Raw genomic sequence first — 25,951 nt, 5'->3', positions numbered from 1 at the left:
GGGCCGCTATGTGGAAGGAATTTTTCAAGTTTGACCTCGGCTATCAGCTGAAACAGCCGCTGCTGTGGATATTTGCCGTCATCCTCGCCTTGATGGCGTTTGGCGCCAGCAGCAGCGATTCGATCCAGATCGGCGGCGCCATCGGCAACATCAACCGCAATGCACCCACCGTGGTGGCGCAGTTGCTGACGATGTTCAGCCTGCTGTCGATGTTGCTCATCACCATCTTCATCGCGGGCGCCGTGCTGCGCGACAGCGAAGTGGGCATGGCCGACATGCTGTTCGCCACGCCCATGCGCAAGTGGGACTACCTGTTCGGCCGCTTTGCCGCCGGCTTCGTCGCCTGCCTGGTGATCTTTGCCGCCATCGCCCTGGCCCTCATGCTCGGCCCCCTCATGCCCTGGGTCGACCCGCAGCGCGTGGGCGCGTTCTCGCTGCATGCGTATGCGTGGAGCTTCGGCGTCATGGTGATTCCGAACCTGCTCTTCATCGGCGCCCTGCTGATGTTGCTGGCGGCCACCACGCGCTCGATGCTGCTCGTCTACGTGGGCGTGCTGGGCTTTTTCGTGCTGTGGGGCATGGCGGGCGCCTTTACGCGCGACATCAACAACGAATGGATCGCCGTCCTGCTCGACCCGTTCGGCATGCGCGCGTTCGGCCGCATGACGCGCTACTTCACGTCCGCCGAAGCGAACGCGGGCTTGCCGCCGTTTTCCGGCTTCCTGCTGGCCAACCGCTTGCTGTGGCTGGCCATCACGGTAGTACTGTTCGCCGCCACCGTGATCCTGTTCAAGCCGCAGCGCACGGGGACGGGAAAACGCCTGTTCGGCAAGCACAAGGCCGCGGCCACCGCGCCGGCCGTGGCGACGCCGCTGCACCTGCCGCGCAGCGTCCCCGTCTTTACGGGCGCGACAGCCTGGCGCCAATGGTGGCAAATCCTGCGCTTCGACGCCGTCGGCGTATTCAAGAGCGTGCCCTTCCTCGTCATGCTGCTGTTCGCCGTGATCAACCTGGTCGCCGGGGCGAGTATCGGCAAGAACATGTACGGCACGGCCGTGTATCCGATGACGCACCTGATGCTGCAAAATATCAACAACAGCTTCAGCTTCATGCTGATCATCATCGTCACCTTTTATGCGGGCGAACTGATCTTCAAGGAACGGCAGGTCAGGATCGCCGATGTCAGCGATGCCATGCCCGTGCCCAGCTGGGTTCCACTGCTGGCCAAATGCACGGCCCTGGTCGGCGTCATCGCCGGCTACCTGCTGGTGGGCGTCATCGCGGCCATCGGTTTCCAGCTCTACAAGGGCGGCGCGCCCGTGGAACTGGGGCTGTACCTGAAAGGCACCCTGCTGGGCGCCCTCTTCTTCGTGCTGATGGCCTTGTGCGCCCTCACCCTGCAAGTGCTGTCGAATAACAAGTTCATCGGCTACCTGCTGGTGATCCTGCTGATGGTGGCGCAAATGGTGCTGGGCATGCTGCACTTCGAACACAATCTGTACGCCTTCGGCGGCACGCCGGCCATCAAGTATTCGGACATGAATGGCTATGGCCACTTCCTGGCCGGCTGGTCCTGGTTCGCGCTGTACTGGACTCTGTTCACCGTGGCCCTCGTCATGCTGGCGCAGGCATTCTGGGTGCGCGGCCTGTCCGCCGACTGGCGTGCGCGCGTGCGTCTGGCGCGCCAGCGCCTGAGCGGCAAAGCTGGTGCCGCGCTGGCCGTGGTGCTGCTGTGCTGGGCCGGCACGGGCGGCTGGATCTTCTACAACACAAATGTGCTGAACCGGTATGAAACGGCGAATGTCAGCATGGACAAGCAGGCGCGCTACGAGAAATTGTACAAACAGTACAAGGACTTGCCACAGCTGAAGATCACCGATATCCAGGCCGATGTGGATATCTATCCCGAGCAACGCAAAGTCTTGATCAAGGGCCACTACGTGCTGCAAAACAAGACGCAGCAGCCGCTCGACACCCTGCGCATTCAACTCAATCCGGACCTGGACACGCACTGGTTGAACTTGCCTGAGCACAAGGTGACGCTGAACGACGAGGAACTGGGCTTTAGCATCCTCAAGCTGGCCCGCCCCGTGGCGCCCGGTGCCACCCTGCCGCTGGACTTCACGGTGGCCGTCACGCATGAAGGCTTTACCAACAGCGGCGCGCCGGACCAGGTCAACCTGAACGGCAGCTTCTTCAACAACCAGGCGTATTTCCCGCACTTCGGCTATACCAAGGAAATGGAGTTGACGGACCGCAATGAGCGCCGCAAGCGGGGCTTGGGCGAGCCGCAGCGCATGGCCAAGCTGGAAGACACCTCCGCCTATGGCAATACGGTCTTTGGCGGCGAAGCGGACTGGATCCATTTCGACACGACGGTGTCCACCAGCGACGAACAGATCGCCCTGGCGCCCGGCTATCTGCAGAAGAGCTGGGAAAAGGATGGCCGCCGCTATTACCGCTACAAGATGGACCAGCCGATGATGCCGTTCTTCGCCTATCTGTCGGCGCGCTGGGAAGTCAAGAAAGACGCGTGGCGCGGCGTGCCGATCGAAGTTTATTTCGATAAAAAGCATGGCTACAACACGCAGCGCATGATCACCTCCGTGCAAAAGTCGCTCGACTATTACACCACCGAGTTCACGCCCTACCAGCACAAGCAGGTGCGCATCCTGGAATTCCCCGGCTACCAGAGCTTCGCGCAGTCGTTTGCCAATACGATCCCGTATTCGGAAGGCATCGGCTTCATCGCCGACCTGCGCGACAAGGATGACATCGACTACGTATTCTACGTCACGGCGCATGAAATGGCGCACCAGTGGTGGGGCCATCAAGTGATCGGCGCCAACGTGCAGGGCGCCACCATGCTGATGGAGTCCTTGGCGCAATACTCGGCCCTGATGGTGATGGAAAAGGAATACGGGCGCGACAAGATGCGCCGCTTCCTGCGCTATGAACTGGACCGCTACCTGAGCGGACGCGGCGGCGAAGCCATCGAGGAACTGCCGCTGGCGCGCGTGGAGGGACAGCAATACATCCACTACAACAAGGGCAGCCTGGTGTTCTACCGCCTGCGCGATGAAATCGGTGAGGAAGCGCTGAACCGCGCCCTGAAACGCTATCTGCAGGACAAGGGCTACCAGCAGGCGCCATTTACCACGTCGTCGGAACTGCTGGCCTACATCCGCGCCGAAGCGCCGCAGGACAAGCAGGCGCTGATCACGGACCTGTTCGAGAAGATCGTCTTCTACGACAACCGCGTCACGCAAGCGAAGGCCGTACAGCGCAAGGATGGCCAGTGGGATGTCACCATGCAGCTGCACCTGGCCAAGCTGGAGTCCGACGGCAAGGGCAAGGAAAGCGCGCGCGCCTACGACGAGCCGGTGGAAATCGCCATCTTCGCACGCCCGCCGGGCGGCAAAGAGAAGGATGAAAAAGTCCTGTTCACGGATAAGCGCGTCCTGTCCGGCAGCGACCCCGTGGTGACGATAACGGTGAAGGACAAACCGTTCGAAGTGGGCGTCGATCCCTACAACAAGATGATCGACCGGGTTCCGCGCGACAACCGCAAGGAAGTCAGCATTAACTAGCAGACTGGGGGCGGACGGGGACGCCAAATCCCCGTCTGCCCCCTTCACGCTATCAACGGTATACCAATCCTCCGTCGATCAGCGGCGCCTGGCCCGTCATGTAATCGGCATCGGGCCCCGCCAGGAAGGAGACGAGCCCTGCCACGTCGTCTGGCGTCTCGGCGCGTCCCAGCGCGATGCCGTCCACATATTTTTTATACGTCGCACCCAGTTCCGCGCCCGTCACTTCGGCCATGCGCTTGTCGATCTCGGTCCACATGTCCGTGCCGACGACGCCAGGGCAATACGCGTTGACGGTGATGCCGTCGGCCGCCAGTTCCTTGGCCGCCGCCTGCGTCAGCGCGCGCACGGCAAACTTGGTGGCCGAGTACATGCCCAGCAAGGCAAAGCCGTCATGCCCGGCGATGGAGCAGGCATTGATGATCTTGCCTTTCTGCTTGCGCTTCTTGAAGGTCTTGGCGGCCGCCTGGATGCCCCAGAGCGTCCCTTGCACATTGATGCGCATGATGCGGTCGACCTCTTCCGGCGTCACGTCGAGCAGCGGCTGCACTTGTGCGATACCGGCGTTGTTGACAATGATGTCGAAACCGCCCAGCTCCTGCTCGGCAAACGCCACCGCTTCGGTGACCTGAGCGAGCTGCGACACGTCGGCAATGAAAGTGACGGCACGGCGTCCCAGCGCGCGCACTTCGGCGGCGGCCGTGTCCAGCTTTTCCTGGTTCAGATCCACCAGCGCGATATCGGCGCCATCCTTGGCCAGGCGCAAGGCGATAGCCTTGCCGATACCTTGCGCGGCCCCCGTGACGAGTGCGACTTTTCCGGAAATTCCCATGCTGCGTTCCTTTCAGAGTAGTGAGAAGAGACGCTTCAGCCTACCTGAATTTCGTCTTTTTCCGCGCGTTGAAACGTGCGCGTCCGGAAAAAACGCGCAGGTCAAGAAATGTGAAAAAAAAGCGCATCGGCACACACGGTACGAGCGCTGCCGTACTAGCCAATGACGGCATCTGGCGTAACATGGCCAGCATCGCCGGCGAGCGCGCTGGCACCACGCTCAAGAGGAAGTCCCCATGCCGCATCGCCATCTGCCCATTCGCGCCAGCCTGCTGCTGGCGGCCCTCGTTTTCACCATGCCCGCCTGGAGCGCCGCCCCGGTCCACAAGGAAAACGTCGAATTGACGGCAGAAAAAACCGTGCACAACGTGAAAGGCAAGATCAAGGGCTACGCAACGGCCGAATACACGGTGGCAGGCAAGGCGGGCCAGACCCTCAGCGTCAAGCTCAAGACTAATCAACCGTCGAATTACTTCAACATCCGCCAGCCAGGCCAGGATGAAGCCCTGTTCATCGGCTCGACCACCGGTAACAATTACCAGGCAAAACTGCCAGCCGATGGCGAGTACACGGTGCAGGTGTATTTGATGCGCAATGCGGCGCGCAGGAATGCGGTGGCAAGCTACAGTCTGGAGATGGGCTTGCGCGATTAAATATGGGAGCTGCCAACTCGGTCGATACGCCCCGCATAACAGCCCCGCTTGGCATTATGAACATGGATATAACTGACGTCAGCATTGCCGAATAGTCGTGTAATGACGGCTTCTACGGCGGTGCCTTCCACCACGTCGGCATCAAGCATCATGCCATCGACAGCATAGGCCCGCAGCGACAATAGACGCCGCCGCATCGATTCCGGCACCTGGTTGACGGCATCGTACGCTTGCGTGGCGCCCTCGCGGACAAAAATGGCGTGGCAAGCCCGGTAAGGCGTCATGGCGGGCTGGCACACATGATTCAACAACAGCACGGTCTCGCCCAACTCTGCGTCCACCAGCGCTATACGGTCAGGAAATCCGGGGTGTTGGTCGACCACCTGGCGCCGCATGCCCAGCGCCATTAACTCGGCATCGGACAAGGAAAAAAAGGGCAGAAAAGGTTCGGGCGACAGCCCCGTAATACGAAAAGCCATGCTGTTCTCCGGCGTCGTCAAAATCACCATCAGACCAGCATCCGGACAACGCCGCTATCCGCTTCTTGCTATGGAATGTGACAATGCGCCCCGAATCGCCCACTACAGCCCGTGCGCATAAAAAAGCCTGCTTCACGGATGAAGCAGGCTTCTATCAACAGTGGCTGACGGCAGGCGTCAGTACGACGTGCTTAGAACGGAATATCGTCATCCATATCCGAGAAGTTCGGTGCTGGCTTCGGTGCCGGGCGTGGGGCCGGCGCCGGGGCTGGGCGCGGAGCTGGTGCCTGGCGCGGGGCTGGGGCGTCGTAGCCACCGCCGCCACCGTAGCTGTCATCGCCACCGCCGGCGTCGCCGCCCATGCCGGAACGGCCGCCCAGCATTTGCATCTGTTCCGCGATGATGTCGGTTGCGTACTTCTCGACACCGTCCTTGTCCGTGTATTTACGGGTTTGCAGACGGCCTTCGACGTAGACGGACGAACCTTTTTTCAGGTATTGGCCGACGATTTCCGCCAGGCGGCCGAAGAACGAGATACGGTGCCACTCTGTCAATTCTTTTTGTTCGCCCGTGTTGCGGTCCTTCGATTTGTACGAAGTGGCCACGGCGATGTTGGCGATCGCGTCGCCGCTAGGCATGTAGCGGATTTCCGGGTCACGGCCCAGATTGCCGACGATGATGACTTTGTTGACTGATGCCATGAATAACTCCTGATGAACTGCAGCGGGAGCCGGTGTCCCGCGCGTTAGTTTAGTGTACTAAACGAGGATTATAAGCGACCACGCGGCGCAAAGCACCCGCTTTCTGGCGGACGCCCTCTCCCGTGCGGCAGCACGTTTTTTTCACGGCAGGTGAAAACAAGAAACTTGAATACTGGTATTATATACAGTATTCAAACGTCTGTACGCATCTGCATCAAACTTTGTCAGGGCACGTTCGCCCGGCGGCGCAATCCGCCCATGGACGCCTCAGGCATGCAGAGCAAAACCCGGCTATAGTTACAGGTTGACCCGTTGTGGCTCCTCATCTGCACCCAGGCACAATGCGCCGGCCGCACCACTCACTGAAAGCAAGGCAATCACATGGAACAGATCCGCATTCGCGGCGCTCGCACGCATAACCTCAAGAATATCAATCTCGATTTGCCGCGCAATAAGCTGATCGTGATTACCGGCTTGTCCGGCTCCGGCAAGTCGTCGCTGGCCTTCGACACCTTGTACGCGGAAGGCCAGCGCCGCTACGTCGAGTCGCTGTCGGCCTACGCACGCCAATTCCTGCAACTGATGGAAAAGCCCGACGTCGACCTGATCGAAGGCTTATCGCCGGCCATCTCCATCGAACAGAAGGCAACGTCGCACAATCCGCGCTCGACGGTCGGCACCGTGACGGAAATCCACGATTATCTGCGCCTGCTATATGCGCGCGTGGGCACGCCGTACTGCCCCGACCATCCGGAAAACGCGCTGGCCGCCCAATCCGTGTCGCAAATGGTCGATGCCGTGCTGGCCATGCCGGAAGACACCAAGCTGATGATACTGGCGCCCGTCGTCGCCAACCGCAAGGGCGAACACGTGGACCTGTTCGAGCAGATGCAGGCGCAGGGCTTCGTGCGCTTTCGTGTGCAGAGCGGCACGCATGCGGCCAAGATCTATGAAGTCGATGACCTCCCGAAATTGAAGAAAACGGAAAAACACACGATCGACGTCGTCATCGACCGGGTCAAGGTGAACCAGGAGATCAAGCAGCGCCTGGCGGAAAGTTTCGAGACGGCACTGCGCCTGGCCGATGGCCGCGCCATTGCCTACGAAATGGATACGGCCCAGGAGCACGTGTACTCCAACAAGTTCGCCTGCAATGTGTGTGGCTATTCCCTGCAGGAACTGGAACCGCGTCTGTTCTCGTTCAACAACCCGATGGGCGCCTGCCCGGAATGCGACGGCCTGGGACACATTGAGTTCTTTGACCCGAAACGCATCGTCGCGTTCCCGAACCTGTCGCTTGCCTCGGGCGCCGTCAAGGGCTGGGACCGCCGCAACCAGTTTTACTTCCAGATGCTGTCGAACTTGGCCGCGTATTACGAGTTCGACTTGGACATGCCGTTCGAGCAGCTGGACTTGAATTCACAGCAAGCCGTGTTGTACGGTTCCGGCAAGCAAGTGATTCCATTTACCTATGTCAACGAACGGGGCCGCACCGTCATCAAGGAACACACGTTCGAAGGCGTGGTCAACAATCTGCAACGCCGCTACCGCGAGACGGATTCGATGGCCGTCAAGGAAGAACTGGCCAAGTTCATCAATGAAAAATGCTGCCCCTCATGCGATGGCGCACGCCTGCGCGTGGAAGCGCGCTTCGTCAAGGTCGGCACGGGCAAACAGCAAAGGGCCATTTATGAAGTAGCGGGAAAACCGTTGCGCGAGACCCTGGAATTCTTTGAAAAACTGAAACTGACGGGCGCCAAGAAAGAGATCGCCGACCGCGTGGTCAAGGAAATCATTTCACGCCTGAAATTCCTCAACAATGTGGGCCTCGACTACCTGTCGCTGGACCGCAGCGCCGACACGCTCTCCGGCGGCGAAGCACAACGCATCCGCCTGGCGTCGCAAATCGGCTCCGGTTTGACGGGCGTCATGTATGTGCTCGATGAACCGTCGATCGGCTTGCACCAGCGCGATAATGACCGACTGATCGAAACCTTGAAACACTTGCGCGACATCGGCAACAGCGTGCTGGTGGTCGAGCATGACGAGGACGCCATCCGCACGGCCGACTACATCGTCGACATGGGTATCGGCGCGGGCGTGCACGGCGGCGAGATCATCGCCGAAGGCACCCTGCCCGACATTCTCAAGAACAAGAAATCGCTGACGGCGCAATACCTGAACGGCAAGCTGAAAATTGCCGTGCCAGCCAAGCGCCACGCCAGCAATCCGGAAAAGCAGCTGGTCATTACTGGCGCGACGGGCAACAACCTGAAAAAGGTATCGCTGAGCTTGCCGGTGGGCTTGATGACGTGCGTGACGGGCGTGTCCGGTTCGGGCAAGTCGTCGCTCGTCAACGATACCTTGTATCCGGCCTTGTCGCGCCATTTGTATGGTTCGCAGACGGAACCGGCGCCGCACGAGTCGATCAGCGGTCTGGAACACTTCGACAAGGTCATTTCCGTCGACCAGGCGCCGATCGGCCGCACGCCGCGCTCGAATCCCGCCACGTACACGGGCTTGTTTACGCCGATCCGCGACTTGTTCTCCACCGTGCCGACGGCCAAGGAACGCGGCTACAGCGCTGGCCGCTTCTCGTTCAACGTGAAGGGCGGACGCTGCGAAGCGTGCCAGGGCGATGGCGTGATCAAGGTCGAAATGCATTTCTTGCCCGACGTCTACGTCCCGTGCGATGTGTGCCACGGCAAGCGCTACAACCGCGAAACCCTGGAAGTGCAATACAAGGGCAAGAACATCACGGAAGTGCTGGGCATGACGGTGGAGGAAGCGCATGAATTCTTCAAACCCGTCCCCTTGATCGCGCGCAAGCTGCAAACCCTGCTCGACGTGGGCCTCGGCTACATCAAGCTGGGCCAGAGCGCCACCACGCTGTCCGGCGGCGAGGCACAGCGCGTGAAATTGTCGCTGGAACTGTCCAAGCGCGACACTGGCCGCACCCTGTACATCCTCGATGAACCGACGACGGGCTTGCACTTCCACGACATCGACTTGCTGCTGAAAGTCATCCACCGCCTGCGCGACCAGGGCAACACTTTGGTGATCATCGAGCACAACCTCGACGTCATCAAGACGGCCGACTGGATCGTCGACCTGGGTCCGGAAGGCGGGGCCGGCGGCGGCCAGATCATCGCCACGGGCACGCCGGAAGACGTGGCGCTGAATCCGGCCAGCGTGACGGGTAAATACCTGGGGCCGCTGCTGAAGCAATAAGGACGCAGCGCAATAAAAAACGGCGCGGATTGCTCATGCAATCCGCGCCGTTTCTCTTTTTGATAGCACCCCAGTCATTGCCGGCGTGTCATTTATCGCACGCCAGTCTTTGCCGGCGTGTTTCTCCCCCACTACAACTCTCAACACCTGACAAGCTACTGCGCAGCGCGCTTTGCGGCCTGCGATGCTCACCGTGCTTCAGCACGGTTGCGCTTCTTAGCCACAAATCACTGCCGCTCGCTACGCTTGTCAGATGCCGCTTTACGCTAACTTAGTTACGCACTCAGCCGCTTTTCCAGCGCAGCCTTGTGATCTGCCAATTCTTGCGGCAGATGATACGCGAGTTTTTCAAACAACTCCGTATGCAATTTCAATTCTTCCACCCACGCGGCCTTGTCGATCGAGGTGATGGTGTCGAACTGTTGCTGTGTGAATGGCAAGCCGTCCCAGTTCAGGTCGCCATACTGCGGCGTCGTGCCGAACAGGTTTTCCACGCCGCTGGACTTGCCTTCGATACGCTCCAGCATCCATTTCAGCACGCGCATGTTGTCGCCAAAGCCAGGCCAGACGAACTTGCCAGCCTCGTCCGTACGGAACCAGTTGACGCAGTAGATCTTCGGCAGGGCAGCCGGATTGACCTTGCCCACCTTGACGCCCATGTCAAGCCAGTGCTGGAAGTAATCGCTCATGTTATAGCCGATAAACGGCAACATGGCAAATGGATCGCGGCGCACGACGCCCATCTGGCCCACGGCCGCGGCCGTCGTTTCCGAGCCCATGGTGGCGGCCATGTAGACGCCTTCGACCCAGTTGCGCGCTTCGGTGACCAGCGGCACGGTGGTCGAGCGGCGGCCGCCGAAGATGAAGGCAGAGATCGGCACACCGGCCGGATCGTCCCAGGCCGAGTCGATCACGGGGTTTTGCGTTGCCGCAACCGTGAAGCGCGCGTTCGGGTGCGCCGCCTTGGTACCGGACGCCGGCGTCCAGTCCTTGCCCTGCCAGTCGATCAGATGGTTTGGCGCTTCTTTCGTCAAACCTTCCCACCAGACATCGCCGTCGTCCGTCAGCGCCACGTTGGTGAAAATCGTGTTGTCGCGCATGGACGCCATGCAGTTGTAATTGGTTTTTTCGTTCGTGCCCGGCGCCACGCCGAAGTAGCCCGCTTCCGGGTTGATGGCGTACAAACGGCCATCGGCACCCGGCTTGATCCAGGCGATATCGTCGCCGATGGTGGTCACTTTCCAGCCGTTAAAACTTGCCGGCGGGATCAGCATGGCGAAGTTGGTCTTGCCACAGGCCGATGGGAACGCTGCCGCGACATAATGCTTCTTGCCTTCCGGCGATTCCACGCCCAGGATCAGCATGTGCTCGGCCAGCCAGCCCGGGTTGTTGTCGGATGCTTGCGCTTCCTGGTAGCCCATGTTCGAGGCGATGCGCAGGGCGAAACATTTCTTGCCCAGCAAGGCGTTGCCGCCGTAACCGGAACCGAAAGACCAGATTTCGCGCGTTTCCGGGAAATGCACGATGTACTTGGTGCTGTTGCACGGCCATTTCACGTCGGCCTGGCCGGCGGCCAGCGGTGCGCCCACGCTGTGCACGCACGGCACGAACTCGCCATCGGTGCCCAGCACGTCGTACACGGCACGGCCCATGCGGGTCATGATCTTCATGTTGACGGCGACATAGGGCGAATCGGACAGTTCCACACCAATGTGCGCGATCGGCGAGCCCAGCGGGCCCATCGAGAATGGCACGACATACATGGTGCGACCGCGCATGCAACCATCGAACAGGCCGTTCAGGGTGTGGCGCATTTCGCCAGGTTCGGTCCAGTTATTCGTCGGGCCGGCCGCTTCTTTCGTTGCCGAGCAGATATACGTGCGGTCTTCGACGCGGGCCACGTCGCTCGGATCGGAGCAGGCCAGGTAAGAATTCGGGCGCTTTTCCGCATTGAGTTTTTTCATGGTGCCGCTGGCAACCATTTCGGCGCACAGGCGCTCGTACTCTTCTTGCGAACCATCGCACCAGTAAATACGGTCTGGCTTGGTGAGCGCGGCAATGTCGGCCACCCAGTTGATCAGTTTCTGTTGTTTAATATAAGCTGGGACGTTGAGTGCGGCGACGCCACCCATGACGGGCTGATTCATATTACCTCCAATACCAATAAAAGAAATTCTGGTCGTTCCGGCAAGACAGGCAGCATCGTTGAGAGGTGGCTGCGGCTCACTGCCGGCGGCGTGTTCACGCGGGCAGGGCTCTGGTGTCGTTTACCTGGATCATGCACCCAGGCTACAGGAACAGTTTGCGCTATCACTATAATCAGGAAGCTTCAAAAGTGCCGGCGATTGTACACCCGCCAAACAGCTATTCTCGCAAAAATGTAGGAGAATAGCTTGACTAATGTAGTAGGCTATTCAGCATTTCCCGTATCCTGTTATTTCCCTACCAAATCCTCACTAAAATCGGCCATCCACCATGAAAATTGCCATACTCGATGATTACCAGGATGCCGTGCGCGGCCTTGATTGCTTCCAATTGCTCGACGGCCACGAGGTCAAAGTGTTCAGCAATACGGCGCGGGGCCTGGGCCAGCTGGCGATCCGCCTGGCGCCGTTCGACGCGCTGGTGCTGATCCGAGAACGCAGCAGTTTCAACCGGGCCTTGCTGTCGAAACTGCCGAATCTGAAACTGATTTCGCAAACCGGCAAGGTCAGCGGCCACATCAATGTGGCGGCCGCCACCGAGCTGGGCATTGCCATCGCGGAAGGCATCGGCTCGCCCACGGCGCCAGCCGAACTGACGTGGGCGCTGATCATGGCGGCGCAGCGCAAGATCGTGCCGTACGCACAACATTTGCAGGAGGGGCTATGGCAGATGTCGTCGCTGGAGCCAACGCGCAATACGCTCGGTACGGTATTGAAAGGGCGCACCCTGGCGATCTGGGGCTACGGTAAGATCGGGCAATTGATCGCCGGCTATGGCCGCGCCTTCGGCATGACCATCCTCGTGTGGGGCAGCGAAGCGAGCCGCGCGGCGGCCGTGGCGGCCGGCGATACGGCGGCAGAGTCGCGTGAAGCCTTCTTCGAGCAAGCCGATGTGCTGAGCTTGCACCTGCGCTTGTCCGACAAGACGCGCGGCCTGGTAACTAGCGAAGACCTGGCGCGCATGAAACCGACTTCCCTGTTCGTCAACACCAGCCGCGCCGAACTGGTCGCTGAAGGGGCGCTGGAAGCGGCACTGCCGCTGGGACGCCCGGGCGCCGCCGCGCTGGACGTGTTTACGGATGAACCCTTGCCGCCAGGCTCGCCATTGCTGCTGCTGCCGAACGTGCTGGCCACGCCACACCTGGGCTACGTCGAGCGTGACAGCTATGAGCTGTATTTCCGCTACGCCTTGCAAAACATCGTCGATTTTACGCAGAATCAATGCACGCGCCTGCTCAATCCCGAAGCGTTGCAGCACGCGCGGCAAAGCCCTCAGGAACGCTGAAAACCCTTCAGCAAGTCCGGCTCGCCCGTGATGCGGATGGCGGGCGCCGGCAGTTCGTGCCGGCCGCGCCACAGGCCGGCCCAGCCGGGCGGCCAGGCGATCTGCGGTCCCGCATACGGCGCCACGCCGGCCCGCACCGCCACCACCGGCACGGGCGGCATGTCTTGCAAGGGCTCGCCTGCCGCGCGCTGCATGTCCAGGCTGTACATATAGTTGGGCAATAAGGCGTCGCAGACGCGGCCAAACCACTCGGTATGGTCGTCGTCGCGCCCCAGCGCCTGTGCCAGCCCCTGCGGGTCGAAACGGGCCAGGGCATCGATCAGCTCGCCAGTGGAGGCGCCAGGGGAATCACCCCAGCCCATCACGGGGTTGACGTTGTAATCGGCGCCCGAGCCGTACCAGCCTTCGCGCCAGGGCCGCGGCATCCAGTCGCGCGGCCCTGTAAACAAATGCCAGCGCCAGTGCAGGCCGGACGGCTTGGGCCAGGAATACAGATACAGTTTTTGATAGCCGGCCTGGTGCAACTCGCGCACCATGGCCATCAGGCGCGCGTGCGGCATGCGGTCCGGCGGCGCGCGGCGAAACAGGATCGCTTCGCCATCGGCGAATTGCACGTCGTCGGTCGACAGGTTCAGATCCAGGGTGCGCGCTTCGCTGCCGAAACGGGCGGCGATCCAGCCCGTCAGCAGATTGACGGACGTGATCACCCCGTAACCGCGGTGGCGGTGAAAAATGACGGTACCGGGAGCGAGCGCTTTCATACGGAGTCGGGGTGGCAGGCAAACAAAGAAACCAGTGTACTCACAGATGGCCAAATTTTCCAGATGCGGCGCCATTCACGCAAGAGCGCCAATCCACGATATCATGCGCGTCATTCTCCACTGACATCGTGACCACATCATGACTTTGCGCATACTCGCCACCGGCGGCACTTTCGACAAGCACTACAACGAATTGAACGGTACTCTGGGCTTTTCCGACAGTCATTTGCCGGCAGCGATTGCCCGCGCGCGCATGACGGCGCCCGTGGCGCTGGAGCAATTGCCACTGCTGGACTCGCTCGACATGCAGGATGCGGACCGCCAGCGCGTGCTGGCCTCGTGCCGCGCGGCGCAGGAGAAAGCCATCGTCATCATCCACGGCACCGACACCATGCGCGAAACGGCGCAAGTGCTGGGCGCGGCGAACCTGCAGCAAACGGTGATTTTGACGGGTGCCATGATTCCCTACGAAATCGACAATTCCGATGCCCTGTTCAACCTCGGCTTTGCCTGCGGCGTGGCGCAAACCTTGCCAGCCGGCGTGTACGTGGCCATGAATGGCCAGATCTTCGCCTGGGACAATGTGCAAAAGAACCGCGCCGCCGGCGTATTCCAGCCCTTGTAAGCCGATGGCGGGACAGGGCGCAAAAGCAGACCGGCACACGGCCTGACTGACACTCTGTCACAATTCGACCAGCCCGCTTTTAGCGGGCTTTTTTACGTTTTTTCACATGGCATAAATTCTGCGATTTCTTGGTTTTCATCAAATTATTGTAGGTAGAACATCAAATTGCCAATACAATAATTTAATGTTGCATAAAAACACCATTGATCATTTTTTAAAACAACGATATTTATAAATATAAACTTCACATTTAACATTTATATAAAATATTCTTCAGTATTTCTTATTTACTGCCAAATGTGACACGGTTTATATGCATTTTTTCTTGCTGAGAAGACATAATGTTTGCCTCGACAAGCAAAAAAGTGCATTTACAACAATATTGCACCAAGTAGTCTTCCACCTCCCACCGATGTGGTTACGCCTACCGTACACGCCTCCGCAGGCCATCTATCCGATGACCTGAGCGGTGCTCGTGTACTGCTTGTCGTTATTAAAACTACTACGGAGTAATTGTTACAATGGCATTTAAAGAAAAAATCGGCGTACGCAGCGTACGCCTGGCCCTGACCGTCCTGGCAGGCAGCGTTTTGTTCTCCGGCCAATCCATGGCGGACGAAGCAATTCAAAAAGTTGAAATTACCGGTTCGAGCATCAAGCGTATCGCTGTCGAAGGCGCCCTGCCTGTGCAGCGCCTGTCGCAAGAAGCGATCGCCAAGACCGGCGCCACCACGATTGCCGACCTGGTACAAAATTTGCCAGCCATGCAAGGTTTCCAGATCGGCGCCACGGCAGCCGGCTCGGACTCAGGTGGCCGCACCAGCGCCTCGATCCATGACATCGGCGAAAGCTATACCCTGGTCCTGCTGAACGGCCGCCGCATTGCGCCGCAAGGCGCCGACAATACGGTCAACCTGAACGCCATTCCGATGAGCGCGGTTGAACGTGTCGAAATCCTGACCGACGGCGCTTCGGCCCTGTACGGTTCGGACGCCATCGCCGGCGTGATCAACTTCATTCTGAAAAAGAACCTGCAAGGCGGCACCGCCGAAGCGACCTACACCGCGCCAGAACACAGCGGCGGCGGCAATAGCTGGAATACCAACATCACCTACGGTTTCGGTGACCTGGACGAAGACCGCTACAACGTGCTGGTCAGCTATCGTCACGACGAACAAGAAAAAGTGCGCGCGACCGATCGTTCCTTCGCCCGCAGCGGCTTCATTCCATTCAGCCGCAACGGTAAAAACTACATCTACAACAATACGAGCTCGTCGGCAGCTCCCGCGAATGCCTCGCTGTCCTTCGTCGACACCAAGGCCGACAAGGGCTATACCTACAATCCGTACCTGAAGGCCAACGGCGATTGCGCGCCGCAAAACTATGTCACGCCGACGAATACCAATGCATGCGGTTTCGATGGTGCATCCATGGTGGAAATCGTGCCGCAATCGAAGCGCGACAGCCTGTTTACCCGCGCCACCTACAAGGTCTCGGACGACATGACGGCATTTGCCGAAGTCGCCTTGTCGCACTATGACCTGACGGCCCGTATCGCCGCCAACCCGGTCCCTGTGACCGTGTTCAACCGCGATGCAAAAAGCGGCAAGGTCACGATGTTGCCTAGCTACGTAGAGCACATCCAGCCTGGCCTGACGACGAATCAGGAAAACAACCTGTCGTCGGTCATCGCCAACTATCGCCTCGTCGACTGGGGGCCGCGTGCCAGCCAGACAATTACCGACACCAAGCACCTGGTGCTGGGCGTCGAAGGCGAGTTTGCCGGCTGGAACTACGGCAGTGGCCTGACCTGGTCGAAAAATTCGATCAACGAGCGCTACGTTGGCGGTTATGCCAAACGCGGCGATTTCACGTCTTTGCTCAACAATAAAGATTTCGATCCCTTCGCCCTGCCAGGCCAGCAAACGGCTGCAGTGCAACAACTGATCAACGACTCGCAATTCAACGGTTCCGTGCGTACCGCGTCGACCACCTTGCGCGGTGTCGATGCGCACGGTTCGCGTGAAGTGTTCAGCTTGCCAGGCGGCATGGCCAACATCGGTATCGGCGGCGACTATCGCGAGTACAGCTATGAGCAATCGCCAAGTACCGGCGCCAACAAGGACACCATCTATGGCTTCGAGACCAAGAAGGCATATGACCTGAGCCGCAAGACGTACGGCGTCTTCGCCGAATTGCTGGCGCCCGTCACCAAGACCGTGGAAGTGACCATCGGCGCACGCCTGGACAATGTATCGGCAGTCGACAATGGCTTGACCCATACCACCTCCGGCAAGAGCGAAAGCGCATCGACCTACAAGGTGTCGGCACGCTGGCAACCAGTGCAGTCCTTGCTGATCCGCGGCTCCTATGGCACGGGTTTCAAGGCGCCAAGCATGCTGGATCTGGGACAGAAACTGGACACCGCCGGCTTCACGGCCAGCGCGTATGACTGCCCGTTCCCAGGTACCGCAGGCTGCCAGGATAGCAAGAAGCAATACAACCGCATGACTGGCGGCAACCCTGACCTGAAATCTGAAACGTCGAAGCAATTCACGGCCGGTTTCCGCGTTGAGCCTAACTCGAGCTTCTCGTTCGGCGCCGACCTGTGGGATGTGAAGATCTTTGATGCCGTATCGTCGGTGGCCGAATCGCTGGCCTTCTCGGATCCGGAAAAATACAAGGATTACTTCACCCTCATCACGCCTGTGGACAGCCCAAAAGCGTTCTATGCATTCAAATCGTTGGCAGTCAATATTGGCCAGATGCATAACCGTGGTATCGACTGGGACATGACGGCGCGCAAGAAGCTGGACTTCGGCAACCTGACCGTGAACCTGAACGGCACCCACATGCTCAAGGCAGACTACACCGTCCCAGGCACGCGTAATGACTGGACCAGCAGCCTGAACATCTACGGCATCAACCAGGCCGTGACGTTCCGCGACCTGATCAAGCTGACCGCCACCCTGGACACCGGCAAGCTGAGCAACACGATGGTGGTGAACTACCGCAATGGCTACACCGATGCCCTGACCGAGGTGTATAACGTCGACACCAAAGGCATGGAAAAGCTCCGCCTGGACGTGCCGTCGCACATCACCTTCGATTGGCAAGGCCGCTACGCGATCAACAACAAAACGTCGATCCGTGCCGGTATCAAGAACCTGTTCGACCGCAATCCACCGCTGTCGCTGCGTGCCTCGTCGGGCCATCAGGTTGGCTTCGATCCGCGTTACGCCGATCCGATGCTGCGCACGTTCTACATCACCGGCTCGTACAAGTTCTAATATAAGAACGTGAACTAGCGGGTCTCGAAAGCGCCTTGCACGCACCGTGCAAGGCGTTTTTTTCTTGTCGCACAGCTATTGCGTCACCTTGATATCCAGATAACGGTAGTGACTCTCGCCCTAATCTTTCGATACCGTACGCAATTGCACGGCGACGCCCAGATCATGCAGTAAAGCACTCTCGACCACGTACGCAGTTTCCTGCGTGGTAATAGCGTCCCAGGCTGCCCAGATCCGACACTTCATCGGTGTAGCCAAGCAAAGTCAAGCCGCCAGCGCGCAAGTGAGTGGCAAACTGGATGCTGCCGGCCTGGGCCTGATTGCGGTTGGGTACCTTGATCCAGCTGGCATCACCGCGCGTGGCCAGCGGCACGCTGCCCGCCAGGGCCGCGTCGTCCTGATGCAGGCTGCGGAAAAAAGAGGCATCGCAAGCGCTCAGCTGGCGCAGGGTGGCATCGGAGATTTGCGCCTGGGCGGCGGCCAGCTGCGTGGTCCCGAGGATAAAGGCGGCGCAACAGTGCTGGAAATACTTGTGCATGGGTTATGTAGAAATAATTAATGCCATGATAGCAACGATACCATGGAAATATTATTTCCATATGGAAAATTTCCGCGCACTGGCGCCAGCAATTTCCCAATGCAAAACGGCCCGCTGGGCAATGCCAGCGGGCCGTCTATCACGCAAAATTGCTTGTGCTTACGCCGTCGCTTCGCCGCCCAATGCTTCGACCACGTCGGCCATCAGCTTGGAGAGCTCGCCCGTCATCAGCATCACGTCGCCGTCGAAACGTTCTTCGTCGTTCTTCGTGCTCGATTCCGTTTCCTTGATCACGTCCAGCGGCTTGACGCTCTTGATGGCCAGCGACTCTGTCAGCACGAACGAGATCTTGTCGTTCCACGTCATGGCCAGGCGCGTACATTGCTTGCCGGCCGCGATGTGGCGGCGCACGTCGTCCGCTTCCAGGGTGTGGCGCACGTAGCGCACGGTGGCCTTGCTCTCGCCCGTGGCGCGCAATTCCGTATCCATGTCGACCGTGAAGCCGGCAGGCGCATCGTCCGCTTGCAGCCATTCCGTCATCACCGCCACGGGCGAGCGCTGCACGCGCAGGCTTTCCAGCGGCAGTTTGTCGACGGCTTTCAACAGCAGCTTGATGACTTCATCGGCTTTCGCCGGGCTGGCGGCATCGACCACCAGCCATCCATTGACGGGGTCGATCCACGTCCACACGTTGCTGCGGATGCTGAAGGCGCGCGGCAGCAGTTCGTCGGCCACGCGTTCCTTCAATTCCTTCATGGCTTTCTTGCCAGGCGCAAAGCCTTGCGCTTCTTCCATCTCGGCGGCGCGGGCCTTGGCCACCTGGTTGATGACGGTCGCTGGCAGCAGTTTCTTTTCCGTGCCCAGCAGGATCAGCATCTGTTTGTTGACCACGTGGACCAGGCCGCCGTTCGGGCGTGGCGTATCCCAGCCCTGGCGCATCAGATCCATGCTGGTCGCCGGCGTAAATTTGTTCGAGGACAAGGCCTCTTCCAGTTGTTCTGGCGTGTAAGCCCACGGTGCGGGCAGGCGGTAAATCTGAAGATTCTTGAACCACATAGTTTTTGTCTTCCGTTTGTTTCAGTAGTGCCAGGGGAACGCCATTCTACACTTTCGACACGGGAATGCCGTCAAAAGCGCGGACTGGCGCGGTGTTGTTGCTGCGTGGGGAATGCCGCTACAGGGCGGGAAACAGCTCCGCCTGGGCTGGCGCCTGCCGCGTCACGATGGCAGGATCGGACAAGGTCGAGATGCGCACGCCCAGCAGGCGGATTTTCTTGTCAAATGGCACGCGCCGCAGGCAATCGCGGCTGGCGCGCAGGATGGCGGCGGCATCCGCCGTGGCGCTGGGCAAGGTGATGTCGCGCGTGACGGTGCTGAAATCCTCGAAGCGCAGCTTGATGCCCACCGTGCGCCCCGCCAGCGACTGTTTGTCGAGGTCGCCCGCCACGCGCGTGCACAGGCTTTCCAGCTTTTCCGACAGGGTGGCCCGGTCGCGCACCACCTGCAAGTCGCGCTCGAACGTCGTTTCGCGGCTGACGGACTTGGTTTCCCGGCTCGTCTGCACGGGGCGGTCATCGATGCCCAGCGCCGCCTGGCGCAGCCAGCCCGTGTACAGGTCGCCGAACTGCGTGCGCAGCATGGCCATGTCGGCCCGGGCCAGCTCGCCGATGGTATTGACGCCCAGCGCTTCCAGCTTGGCCGTGGCCTTCGGGCCGATGCCATTGATCTTTTTCGCCGGCAAGGGCCACACGCGCGTTTCAATATCTTCCGGGTGCAGGATGGTCAGGCCGTCCGGTTTTTCCAGGTCGGAACAGATTTTCGCCAGTAATTTGTTGGGCGCCAGGCCGATCGAGCACGACAGGCCCGTCGCCTCGAACACGGCCGCCTTCAGGCGCGCCGCCATGGCCGGCGCCTGCTCGCCGTATTCGGTGAGGTCGACATAGATTTCATCGATGCCCACGTTCTGGATGATGGGACACAGCTGGGCCACGGCCTGCTTGAAGCGGGCCGAATAGTCGCGGTAAGCCTCGAAGTCGGCCGGCAGCAGGATGCTGTCGGGCGCCAGCTTGGCCGCCTTCATGATGCCCATGGCGGAAAACACGCCGAACACGCGCGCCGCATAGGTCGACGTGGTGACAACGCCGCGCCCCACATAGTCGCGCATGCGCGCAAACTGCCGCGTGCCGTCTTCCTGCAGCACGGGCTGCTGCAAGCGCCCGCCGCCGATGACGACGGCTTCGCCGCGCAATTCCGGATATTTCAACAGTTCCACGGAGGCAAAGAAGGCGTCCATGTCCAGGTGCGCTATCCAGCGGCGGGCGGCGGGCGGCTCGGGAAGGGGGGAGGCAGATGTGGTCAAGGACACCTCGCGGCGGGATACTGTAGTTATATACAGTATCGCTGGAAATGCCCATGGATGCAAGTTGAAACGCACGAGCACGGCGGTTGCTTTTCTCAATAGCAAGATTACAATCCTGACACAACTATGAAAAGGAGTCGCCTTGTCTATCGCCCATCACGCTGCGCGCCGCCGGTCCGCCTGGTTATCCATCCTGCCGGCCCTGCTGCTGTCCACCCTGGCGCCATCCGCGCTGGCCGCCGACGCCACCACCGTGGCCACCATGTCGGCACCCATTGCCGCCAAGACAGCCTGGCAGGAAACGCGCCACGGCACGGTCGTCACGGACGACTACCGCTGGCTGCAAAAGAAAACCGATCCCGCCGTGATCGATTACCTGAATGCGGAAAACGCCTACACGGCCGCCGTCACGGCCCCGATCCAGCCGCTGGCCGACAAGGTGACTGCTGAAGTGAAGGGACGCATGCAGGAAGTGGACCTGTCCGTGCCTGCGCGCCAGGGCAATTTCTACTATTACACGCGCATGGAAGCGGGCAAGCAATATCCGATTCATTGCCGCCGTCCCGTGGGAGCCAGCGGCGCCTACGATGCGCAGGCGACAGAGGAAATCCTGCTGGACCAGAATCAATTGGCCGAAGGCCACAAATTCTTTGCCGTGCGCGCATTCAGCATCAGCCCGAATGAACAGTTGCTGGCCTACACCACCGACACGACGGGTTTCCGCCAGTACGAGCTGCATGTCAAGGATTTGAAAACGGGCAAGCTGCTCACGGACACCATGCCGCGCGTGACCTCGCTGGCGTGGGCGGCGGACAATGCCACCCTGATGCTGGCGCAGGAAGACGCCACCACCAAGCGCTCGGACCGCGTGTTCCGCCTGGCCCTGGGCGGCGCGCCGCAACAGGTCTACCATGAACCGGTGGAACAGTTCGCCATCCACGTGGACCGCACGCACGACAAGCAGTTCTTCGTGCTGACCTCGGGCAGCACGGATACGAGCGAAGTGCTGCTGCTGCCGACGAACAAGCCGCAAGGCAGTTTCCAGAGCGTGCTGAAACGCGAAAAAGGCCACCGCTACATCGTCGAGCACCGCGACGGCCAGCTGTATATCGTCACGAATAAGGAGGCGAAGAATTTCCGTGTCGTCAGCGCGCCGCTGTCCGCACCGCAGCCGAAGAACTGGAAGACCGTCGTGCCGCACAACAAGGATGCCGTGATCCAGTCCATCGACGTCTTCCAGGGCTACCTGGTGGTGATGGAAAAAGCGCGCGCCCTGAACCGCGCGCGCATCTACGATTTCGCGCATAAAAACTGGAAGACGGTGCAGTTCGACGACCCCGTCTACCTGGCGACATCCGTTGGCACGCCGGAATTTTCTGCCACGCAATTTCGCATGTCCTACCAGTCGCCCGTCACGCCGCCCACCGTCATTGACGTGGCAATGCAAGACGGCAAGCGCACGGTGCTCAAGCAGCAGGAAATCGTCGGCGGCTTTGACGGCAGCCGCTACACGACGCAGCGCCTGTGGGTGAAAGCGCGCGATGGCGTGCAAGTGCCGCTGTGGGTCGTCTACAAGAAAGGCGTCAAGCTCGACGGCTCCGCGCCGCTGCTGCTGTACTCGTATGGCTCGTATGGCATTTCCACGGAAGCTACTTTTTCCATCAGCCGCATCAGCCTGCTGGAGCGGGGCGTGATCTATGCGCAAGCGCATATCCGCGGCGGCACGGACATGGGCGAAGCCTGGCATGAAGACGGCATGCTGATGAAGAAGAAAAACACCTTCAATGACTTCATCGACAGCGCCGACTACCTGGTGCGCGAAAAATGGACGAGCCCGAACCGCCTGATCATCCAAGGCGGCAGCGCCGGCGGCCTCTTGATGGGCGCCGTCGTCAACATGCGCCCCGAGCTGTTCCACGCCGTGCACGCTGCCGTACCGTTTGTCGACGTGATGAACACGATGATGGACGCCAGCCTGCCCCTGACGACGGGCGAATACCTGGAATGGGGCGACCCGAACCAGAAGGCAGCCTACGACTACATGCTCAGCTACTCGCCATACGACAACATTGCGCGCAAGAATTACCCGGCCATGCTGGTGACGACGGGCCTCAACGACAGCCAGGTCATGTACTGGGAACCGGCGAAATACGTGGCCAAGCTGCGCGCATATAAAACGGACGGCAATCCGCTGCTGCTGAAAACAAATATGGGCGCCGGCCATGGCGGCGCTTCGGGCCGCTATAACGCCATCGCCGAGAACGCTTTCAATATGGCGTGGATGCTGTCGCAGTGGGGTATTACGGAGTAAAGTGAAAAAAGCGCTTGCAGAAGGATTTTAGCCGTCCTATAATAGCGCCTCTTCCAGACGTGGTGACAAACGTCGGGATGGTTTTCTGAGACAAGCAACGGGTGCTTAGCTCAGTTGGTAGAGCGGCGCCCTTACAAGGCGTAGGTCGGGAGTTCGAGCCTCTCAGCACCCACCAAATCAGAAAACTGTCCAGTGCTTCATGGATCAGCAACACAGATCATACGAGCTTGGAGTGGTAGTTCAGTTGGTTAGAATACCGGCCTGTCACGTCGGGGGTCGCGGGTTCGAGTCCCGTCCGCTCCGCCAATAAAAGAAAAGCCCTTTGGTTCTCTGAACCGAAGGGCTTTTCCCATTTCAGAAGCCAAAAACACGTCAGCTCCCCTTCCCTGAATATTTTTGCGCTTTTCAGCAAAAAAACTGCCGTTCGCCCTCAAGAATAGTTGCACAAGCACGAAAGCGCCCCCTATAATAGTGCCTCTTCCAGACGTGGTGACAAACGTCGGGATAGTTTTCTGGGTATGCGGGTGCTTAGCTCAGTTGGTAGAGCGGCGCCCTTACAAGGCGTAGGTCGGGAGTTCGAGCCTCTCAGCACCCACCACCAATACAGAAAATTATCCAGTGCTTCATGGATCAGCAACACAGATCATACGAGCTTGGAGTGGTAGTTCAGTTGGTTAGAATACCGGCCTGTCACGTCGGGGGTCGCGGGTTCGAGTCCCGTCCGCTCCGCCAATAAAAGAAAAGCCCTTTGGTTCTCTGAACCGAAGGGCTTTTCCCATTATGGAACAGCAAATGCTCTAGAATCAGCGCTACCCCGACTCCGCTCCTGCCCGCATGCGCTTGCCCCGTAGCACTCATCCCTACCTTGCCCTGCGGCTGCGCCTGGCCCATCATGCTTTGCTGCAATTTGCCGCCAGCCTGGCCAGTTCCATGGAAATTCTCGTGTTCCTGGCCGGCCCCGTCTTGCTGGGCCTGCTTAGCGTCATCGCCCTGCCCGGCTTTCTCGCCGTCACCCTGCCCTGGCCCGCCGCCCTTGACCTGCTGGGCGCGCAAGCGTTGCTGACCTGCCTGCCCGCCTGGCTGCTGCGCAAGCGATTGTTGCCGGCCAGTACCGCCGCCTGGCTGCGCCAGCTGCCTTTGCCGACGCGCCTGCGCTGGCAAGCCGATATCGCCGTGGCCGGCCTGCTGATGCTGCCGCTGGGGCTTGCCTATACCGTCTCGGCCAGCATCTGGCTGGCGCAGTCGCCACCCTGGCTGCGCCCGGTTGCCGCGCCCGGCATCGCCGCCACCATCGCCATCTGGCTGCTGGCCTGGCTATTGACGACGCTCATCGTGGCGCAGCGCCTGCACGCGCCGCGGCCGGCACAAAGGGCGCGCCCGCCAACGATGACGACCTACGTGCCGCAACGGCCCCGCTGGCGCAGCGTGTTCCTGTGGCGCCAGCTGTTCTGGCTGCCATTCTGGCGCAACGAGAATGTGACCGGCCTGCAGCAAAGCCTGCTGCTGGCTACGGCTGGCGCCAGCATGCTGGCCTGGCTGCTGCGCACACCCCTCGTGCCCGCACCGCTGCTCGGTTTGCTGGCCAGCGCCAGCCTGGTCATTGTGACGGACCGCGGCGACAAGGCCGTGCGCGAACAGATCGCCGTGCTGCGCCCGGCGCTGAACGCCTGGCCCCTGGCCAGCGCGGGCTTGACGCGCCTGGCCTGCGCGGCCAGCCTGCTGCCACCGTTTGCCGTGCTGCTGGCAGGTGCTGCCTTGCTGTACGCCACCGATCCCGCCGCCTTGCAACAGCGCGTGACCAGGGTGTACGCCCTCACAGCCAGCGCGGCCCTGCTGGCCATCGTCGGCTTGCCCCGCCTGACGGCGCGCGGGCGCGTCGCCCTCGTCGTCCTGTCCATCCTCGCCTTGAGCGCCATCGGAAGCGAATTATGGAATTGAACCTGTCTTCTCCCGTGCTGCACGTCGAGCACCTCGATTTTCACTTCCCCACGCACAGCGTCTTCCAGGGATTCAATCTGCAATTCGGCCCTGGCGTCACCTGGCTGCGCGGCGCCAACGGTGCCGGCAAAACGACCCTGCTGAAGCTGGCGGGCGGCGCCCTGCTGCCCGCGCGCGGCGTCATCCGCCTCGATGACGTCGACAGCGGCCGCATGCCGCTGGCCTACCGCACGCAGGCGTTCTATTGCGGCGGCGACACGCCCGCCCTGCCCTGGCTGCAAGTGCACGAGTTTCTCGACCGGCACCTGGCCCTGTATCCAGGTAGCGACCCGTCCCTGCTGAATGAGGAGTTGAGCGCGTTCGCCATGACGTCCACATTGCAGCAGAGCATCACCGCCCTCTCCCTGGGCCAGCACAAAAAACTGCAACTGGCGCTCGCCCTGGCCTTGCCCGTGCGCCTGCTGCTGATCGACGAGCCCTTCAATGGCCTCGACGCGGCGGCCATGGCGCACCTGCGCGCGCGCCTGGCCGAGCCGGCCCGCCTGGTGCGCCAGTCCATCGTGCTGACCAGCCACCTGGCGCCGGACGTGCCGCTGGCGGCGACGGTGCAATTGTGAAATTGGCCTTTGCAGATCCGACAAGAAACGCTTACGATGCCGTGTTGCAAAATCCGGCGATCCCGGTGCAGCCACAACGACAACATGGCGCGGTTACTCGCCGCGCCAGGCTTATTCTTGGAGATTAATTAATATGTTGAACACCCACCGCAGCGCCCTGGCGATTCTGTGCGCCGCTTTTGCCACCCTTGCCACCTCGGCCATCGCGGCCGGTCCCACGGGCACAGCCGCCGACTATGGCAGCAGCGCCCCGCACGCCGCCGCCCAGCGCAGCATCGAACTGCAACCCGATACCCGCCACATCAACGTCACGCGCGGCGAAACCGTTACCATCGCGCGCGCCGGCCAGCGTTTTACGTGGCACGTGCAAACTTTTAACCATCAAACGACATTCGCCCTGGTCGAGATCGCGCCGAAGGACATGGCCGTCGATGGCGTGCAAGTGTACGTTGCCGCCAATCCCCTGTACGCGGGCAGCTAAGTTTCTTCTACGCATAAAAAAACCGGAAGGGCCTCGCGGCCGTTCCGGTTTTTTTCA

Annotated in this window: 18 protein-coding genes and 4 tRNA genes; 14 read left to right on the top strand and 8 right to left on the bottom strand. The window is 60.4% G+C overall.

Annotated elements, in window-relative coordinates; all coding sequences use genetic code 11:
• Nucleotides 1-8 precede the first annotated feature (8 nt).
• Nucleotides 9-3,590, top strand: coding sequence for a M1 family aminopeptidase (locus tag VM94_RS09320; protein ID WP_046683234.1), 3,582 nt, complete (start codon nucleotides 9-11; stop codon nucleotides 3,588-3,590).
• 52 nt (nucleotides 3,591-3,642) lie between these two features.
• On the opposite strand, the gene VM94_RS09315 is transcribed toward VM94_RS09320, so the two are convergent.
• Nucleotides 3,643-4,422, bottom strand: coding sequence for an acetoin reductase (locus VM94_RS09315; protein ID WP_046683233.1), 780 nt, complete (start codon nucleotides 4,420-4,422; stop codon nucleotides 3,643-3,645).
• A 235-nt stretch (nucleotides 4,423-4,657) separates the two neighbouring features.
• Here VM94_RS09315 and VM94_RS09310 point away from each other — a divergent pair, with 235 nt between their 5' ends.
• A complete protein-coding gene (locus tag VM94_RS09310) occupies nucleotides 4,658-5,074 on the top strand; it encodes a hypothetical protein (RefSeq protein ID WP_046683232.1) in 417 nt (138 codons plus the stop codon).
• Here the strand turns inward: VM94_RS09310 and VM94_RS09305 are convergent.
• Entirely contained in the window at nucleotides 5,071-5,553 is a 483-nt protein-coding gene (locus tag VM94_RS09305) for a DUF1203 domain-containing protein (protein WP_046683300.1), read from the bottom strand. The two genes, VM94_RS09310 and VM94_RS09305, sit on opposite strands and share 4 nt — an antisense overlap.
• Nucleotides 5,554-5,744: 191 nt before the next feature.
• Entirely contained in the window at nucleotides 5,745-6,254 is a 510-nt protein-coding gene (ssb, locus tag VM94_RS09300) for a single-stranded DNA-binding protein (protein WP_046683231.1), read from the bottom strand.
• A gap of 381 nt (nucleotides 6,255-6,635) precedes the next feature.
• On the opposite strand from ssb, the gene uvrA reads away from it, so the two are divergent.
• Nucleotides 6,636-9,485, top strand: coding sequence for an excinuclease ABC subunit UvrA (gene uvrA, locus VM94_RS09295; RefSeq protein WP_046683230.1), 2,850 nt, complete (start codon nucleotides 6,636-6,638; stop codon nucleotides 9,483-9,485).
• A gap of 275 nt (nucleotides 9,486-9,760) precedes the next feature.
• Here the strand turns inward: uvrA and VM94_RS09290 are convergent, their stop codons facing one another.
• Nucleotides 9,761-11,632: a phosphoenolpyruvate carboxykinase (GTP) gene (locus VM94_RS09290; RefSeq protein WP_046683229.1), complete on the bottom strand. Its 1,872-nt coding sequence runs from the start codon at nucleotides 11,630-11,632 to the stop codon at nucleotides 9,761-9,763.
• 328 nt (nucleotides 11,633-11,960) lie between these two features.
• On the opposite strand from VM94_RS09290, the gene VM94_RS09285 reads away from it, so the two are divergent.
• Nucleotides 11,961-12,974: a D-2-hydroxyacid dehydrogenase family protein gene (locus VM94_RS09285; RefSeq protein ID WP_046683228.1), complete on the top strand. Its 1,014-nt coding sequence runs from the start codon at nucleotides 11,961-11,963 to the stop codon at nucleotides 12,972-12,974.
• Here VM94_RS09285 and VM94_RS09280 read toward each other — a convergent pair.
• Nucleotides 12,962-13,735, bottom strand: coding sequence for a hypothetical protein (locus VM94_RS09280; protein WP_046683227.1), 774 nt, complete (start codon nucleotides 13,733-13,735; stop codon nucleotides 12,962-12,964). The two genes, VM94_RS09285 and VM94_RS09280, sit on opposite strands and share 13 nt — an antisense overlap.
• A 139-nt stretch (nucleotides 13,736-13,874) precedes the next feature.
• On the opposite strand from VM94_RS09280, the gene VM94_RS09275 reads away from it, so the two are divergent.
• On the top strand, nucleotides 13,875-14,360 hold the full coding sequence (locus tag VM94_RS09275) for an asparaginase domain-containing protein (protein WP_034781194.1): 486 nt from the start codon (nucleotides 13,875-13,877) through the stop codon (nucleotides 14,358-14,360).
• Between the two features lie 521 nt (nucleotides 14,361-14,881).
• The gene (locus VM94_RS09270; RefSeq protein ID WP_046683226.1) at nucleotides 14,882-17,650 is read left to right on the top strand and encodes a TonB-dependent receptor plug domain-containing protein; all 2,769 of its coding nucleotides are present in this window, start codon (nucleotides 14,882-14,884) and stop codon (nucleotides 17,648-17,650) included.
• A 163-nt stretch (nucleotides 17,651-17,813) separates the two neighbouring features.
• Here the strand turns inward: VM94_RS09270 and VM94_RS09265 are convergent, their stop codons facing one another.
• The 3 genes from VM94_RS09265 to dinB form a co-directional block, all read right to left on the bottom strand.
• Nucleotides 17,814-18,188 carry a hypothetical protein gene (locus VM94_RS09265; RefSeq protein WP_046683225.1) on the bottom strand — a complete coding sequence of 125 codons (375 nt, stop codon included), beginning with the start codon at nucleotides 18,186-18,188 and terminating at the stop codon, nucleotides 17,814-17,816.
• Nucleotides 18,189-18,347: 159 nt separating this feature from the next.
• Nucleotides 18,348-19,244, bottom strand: coding sequence for a recombination-associated protein RdgC (locus VM94_RS09260; protein WP_034754435.1), 897 nt, complete (start codon nucleotides 19,242-19,244; stop codon nucleotides 18,348-18,350).
• A 118-nt stretch (nucleotides 19,245-19,362) separates the two neighbouring features.
• A complete protein-coding gene (gene dinB / locus VM94_RS09255; RefSeq protein WP_082127642.1) occupies nucleotides 19,363-20,547 on the bottom strand; it encodes a DNA polymerase IV in 1,185 nt (394 codons plus the stop codon).
• 142 nt (nucleotides 20,548-20,689) lie between these two features.
• Here dinB and VM94_RS09250 point away from each other — a divergent pair, with 142 nt between their 5' ends.
• From VM94_RS09250 to VM94_RS09215, 8 genes are all read left to right on the top strand, one after another.
• The gene (locus tag VM94_RS09250) at nucleotides 20,690-22,858 is read left to right on the top strand and encodes a S9 family peptidase (protein ID WP_046683223.1); all 2,169 of its coding nucleotides are present in this window, start codon (nucleotides 20,690-20,692) and stop codon (nucleotides 22,856-22,858) included.
• A 99-nt stretch (nucleotides 22,859-22,957) separates the two neighbouring features.
• Nucleotides 22,958-23,033, top strand: a tRNA-Val gene (locus VM94_RS09245).
• Nucleotides 23,034-23,087: 54 nt separating this feature from the next.
• Nucleotides 23,088-23,164: transfer RNA gene (locus VM94_RS09240), tRNA-Asp, on the top strand.
• A gap of 216 nt (nucleotides 23,165-23,380) precedes the next feature.
• Nucleotides 23,381-23,456, top strand: a tRNA-Val gene (locus VM94_RS09235).
• A gap of 57 nt (nucleotides 23,457-23,513) precedes the next feature.
• Nucleotides 23,514-23,590 (top strand) — tRNA-Asp (locus tag VM94_RS09230).
• 108 nt (nucleotides 23,591-23,698) lie between these two features.
• Entirely contained in the window at nucleotides 23,699-24,796 is a 1,098-nt protein-coding gene (locus VM94_RS09225; RefSeq protein ID WP_235432886.1) for a hypothetical protein, read from the top strand.
• The gene (locus VM94_RS09220; RefSeq protein WP_046683221.1) at nucleotides 24,787-25,413 is read left to right on the top strand and encodes an ATP-binding cassette domain-containing protein; all 627 of its coding nucleotides are present in this window, start codon (nucleotides 24,787-24,789) and stop codon (nucleotides 25,411-25,413) included. The genes VM94_RS09225 and VM94_RS09220 overlap by 10 nt, the downstream gene beginning before the upstream one ends.
• 133 nt (nucleotides 25,414-25,546) lie before the next feature.
• Nucleotides 25,547-25,894, top strand: a complete 348-nt coding sequence (locus VM94_RS09215) for a CzcE family metal-binding protein (RefSeq protein ID WP_052755677.1) — start codon at nucleotides 25,547-25,549, stop codon at nucleotides 25,892-25,894.
• Nucleotides 25,895-25,951 lie beyond the last annotated feature (57 nt).

This window comes from Janthinobacterium sp. KBS0711, from assembly GCF_000988085.1.
Taxonomy (GTDB): Bacteria; Pseudomonadota; Gammaproteobacteria; order Burkholderiales; family Burkholderiaceae_D; genus Janthinobacterium; species Janthinobacterium lividum_E.
Note: the sequence above shows the minus strand (reverse complement) of the source record. Positions and strands in the feature narration are given on the sequence as shown.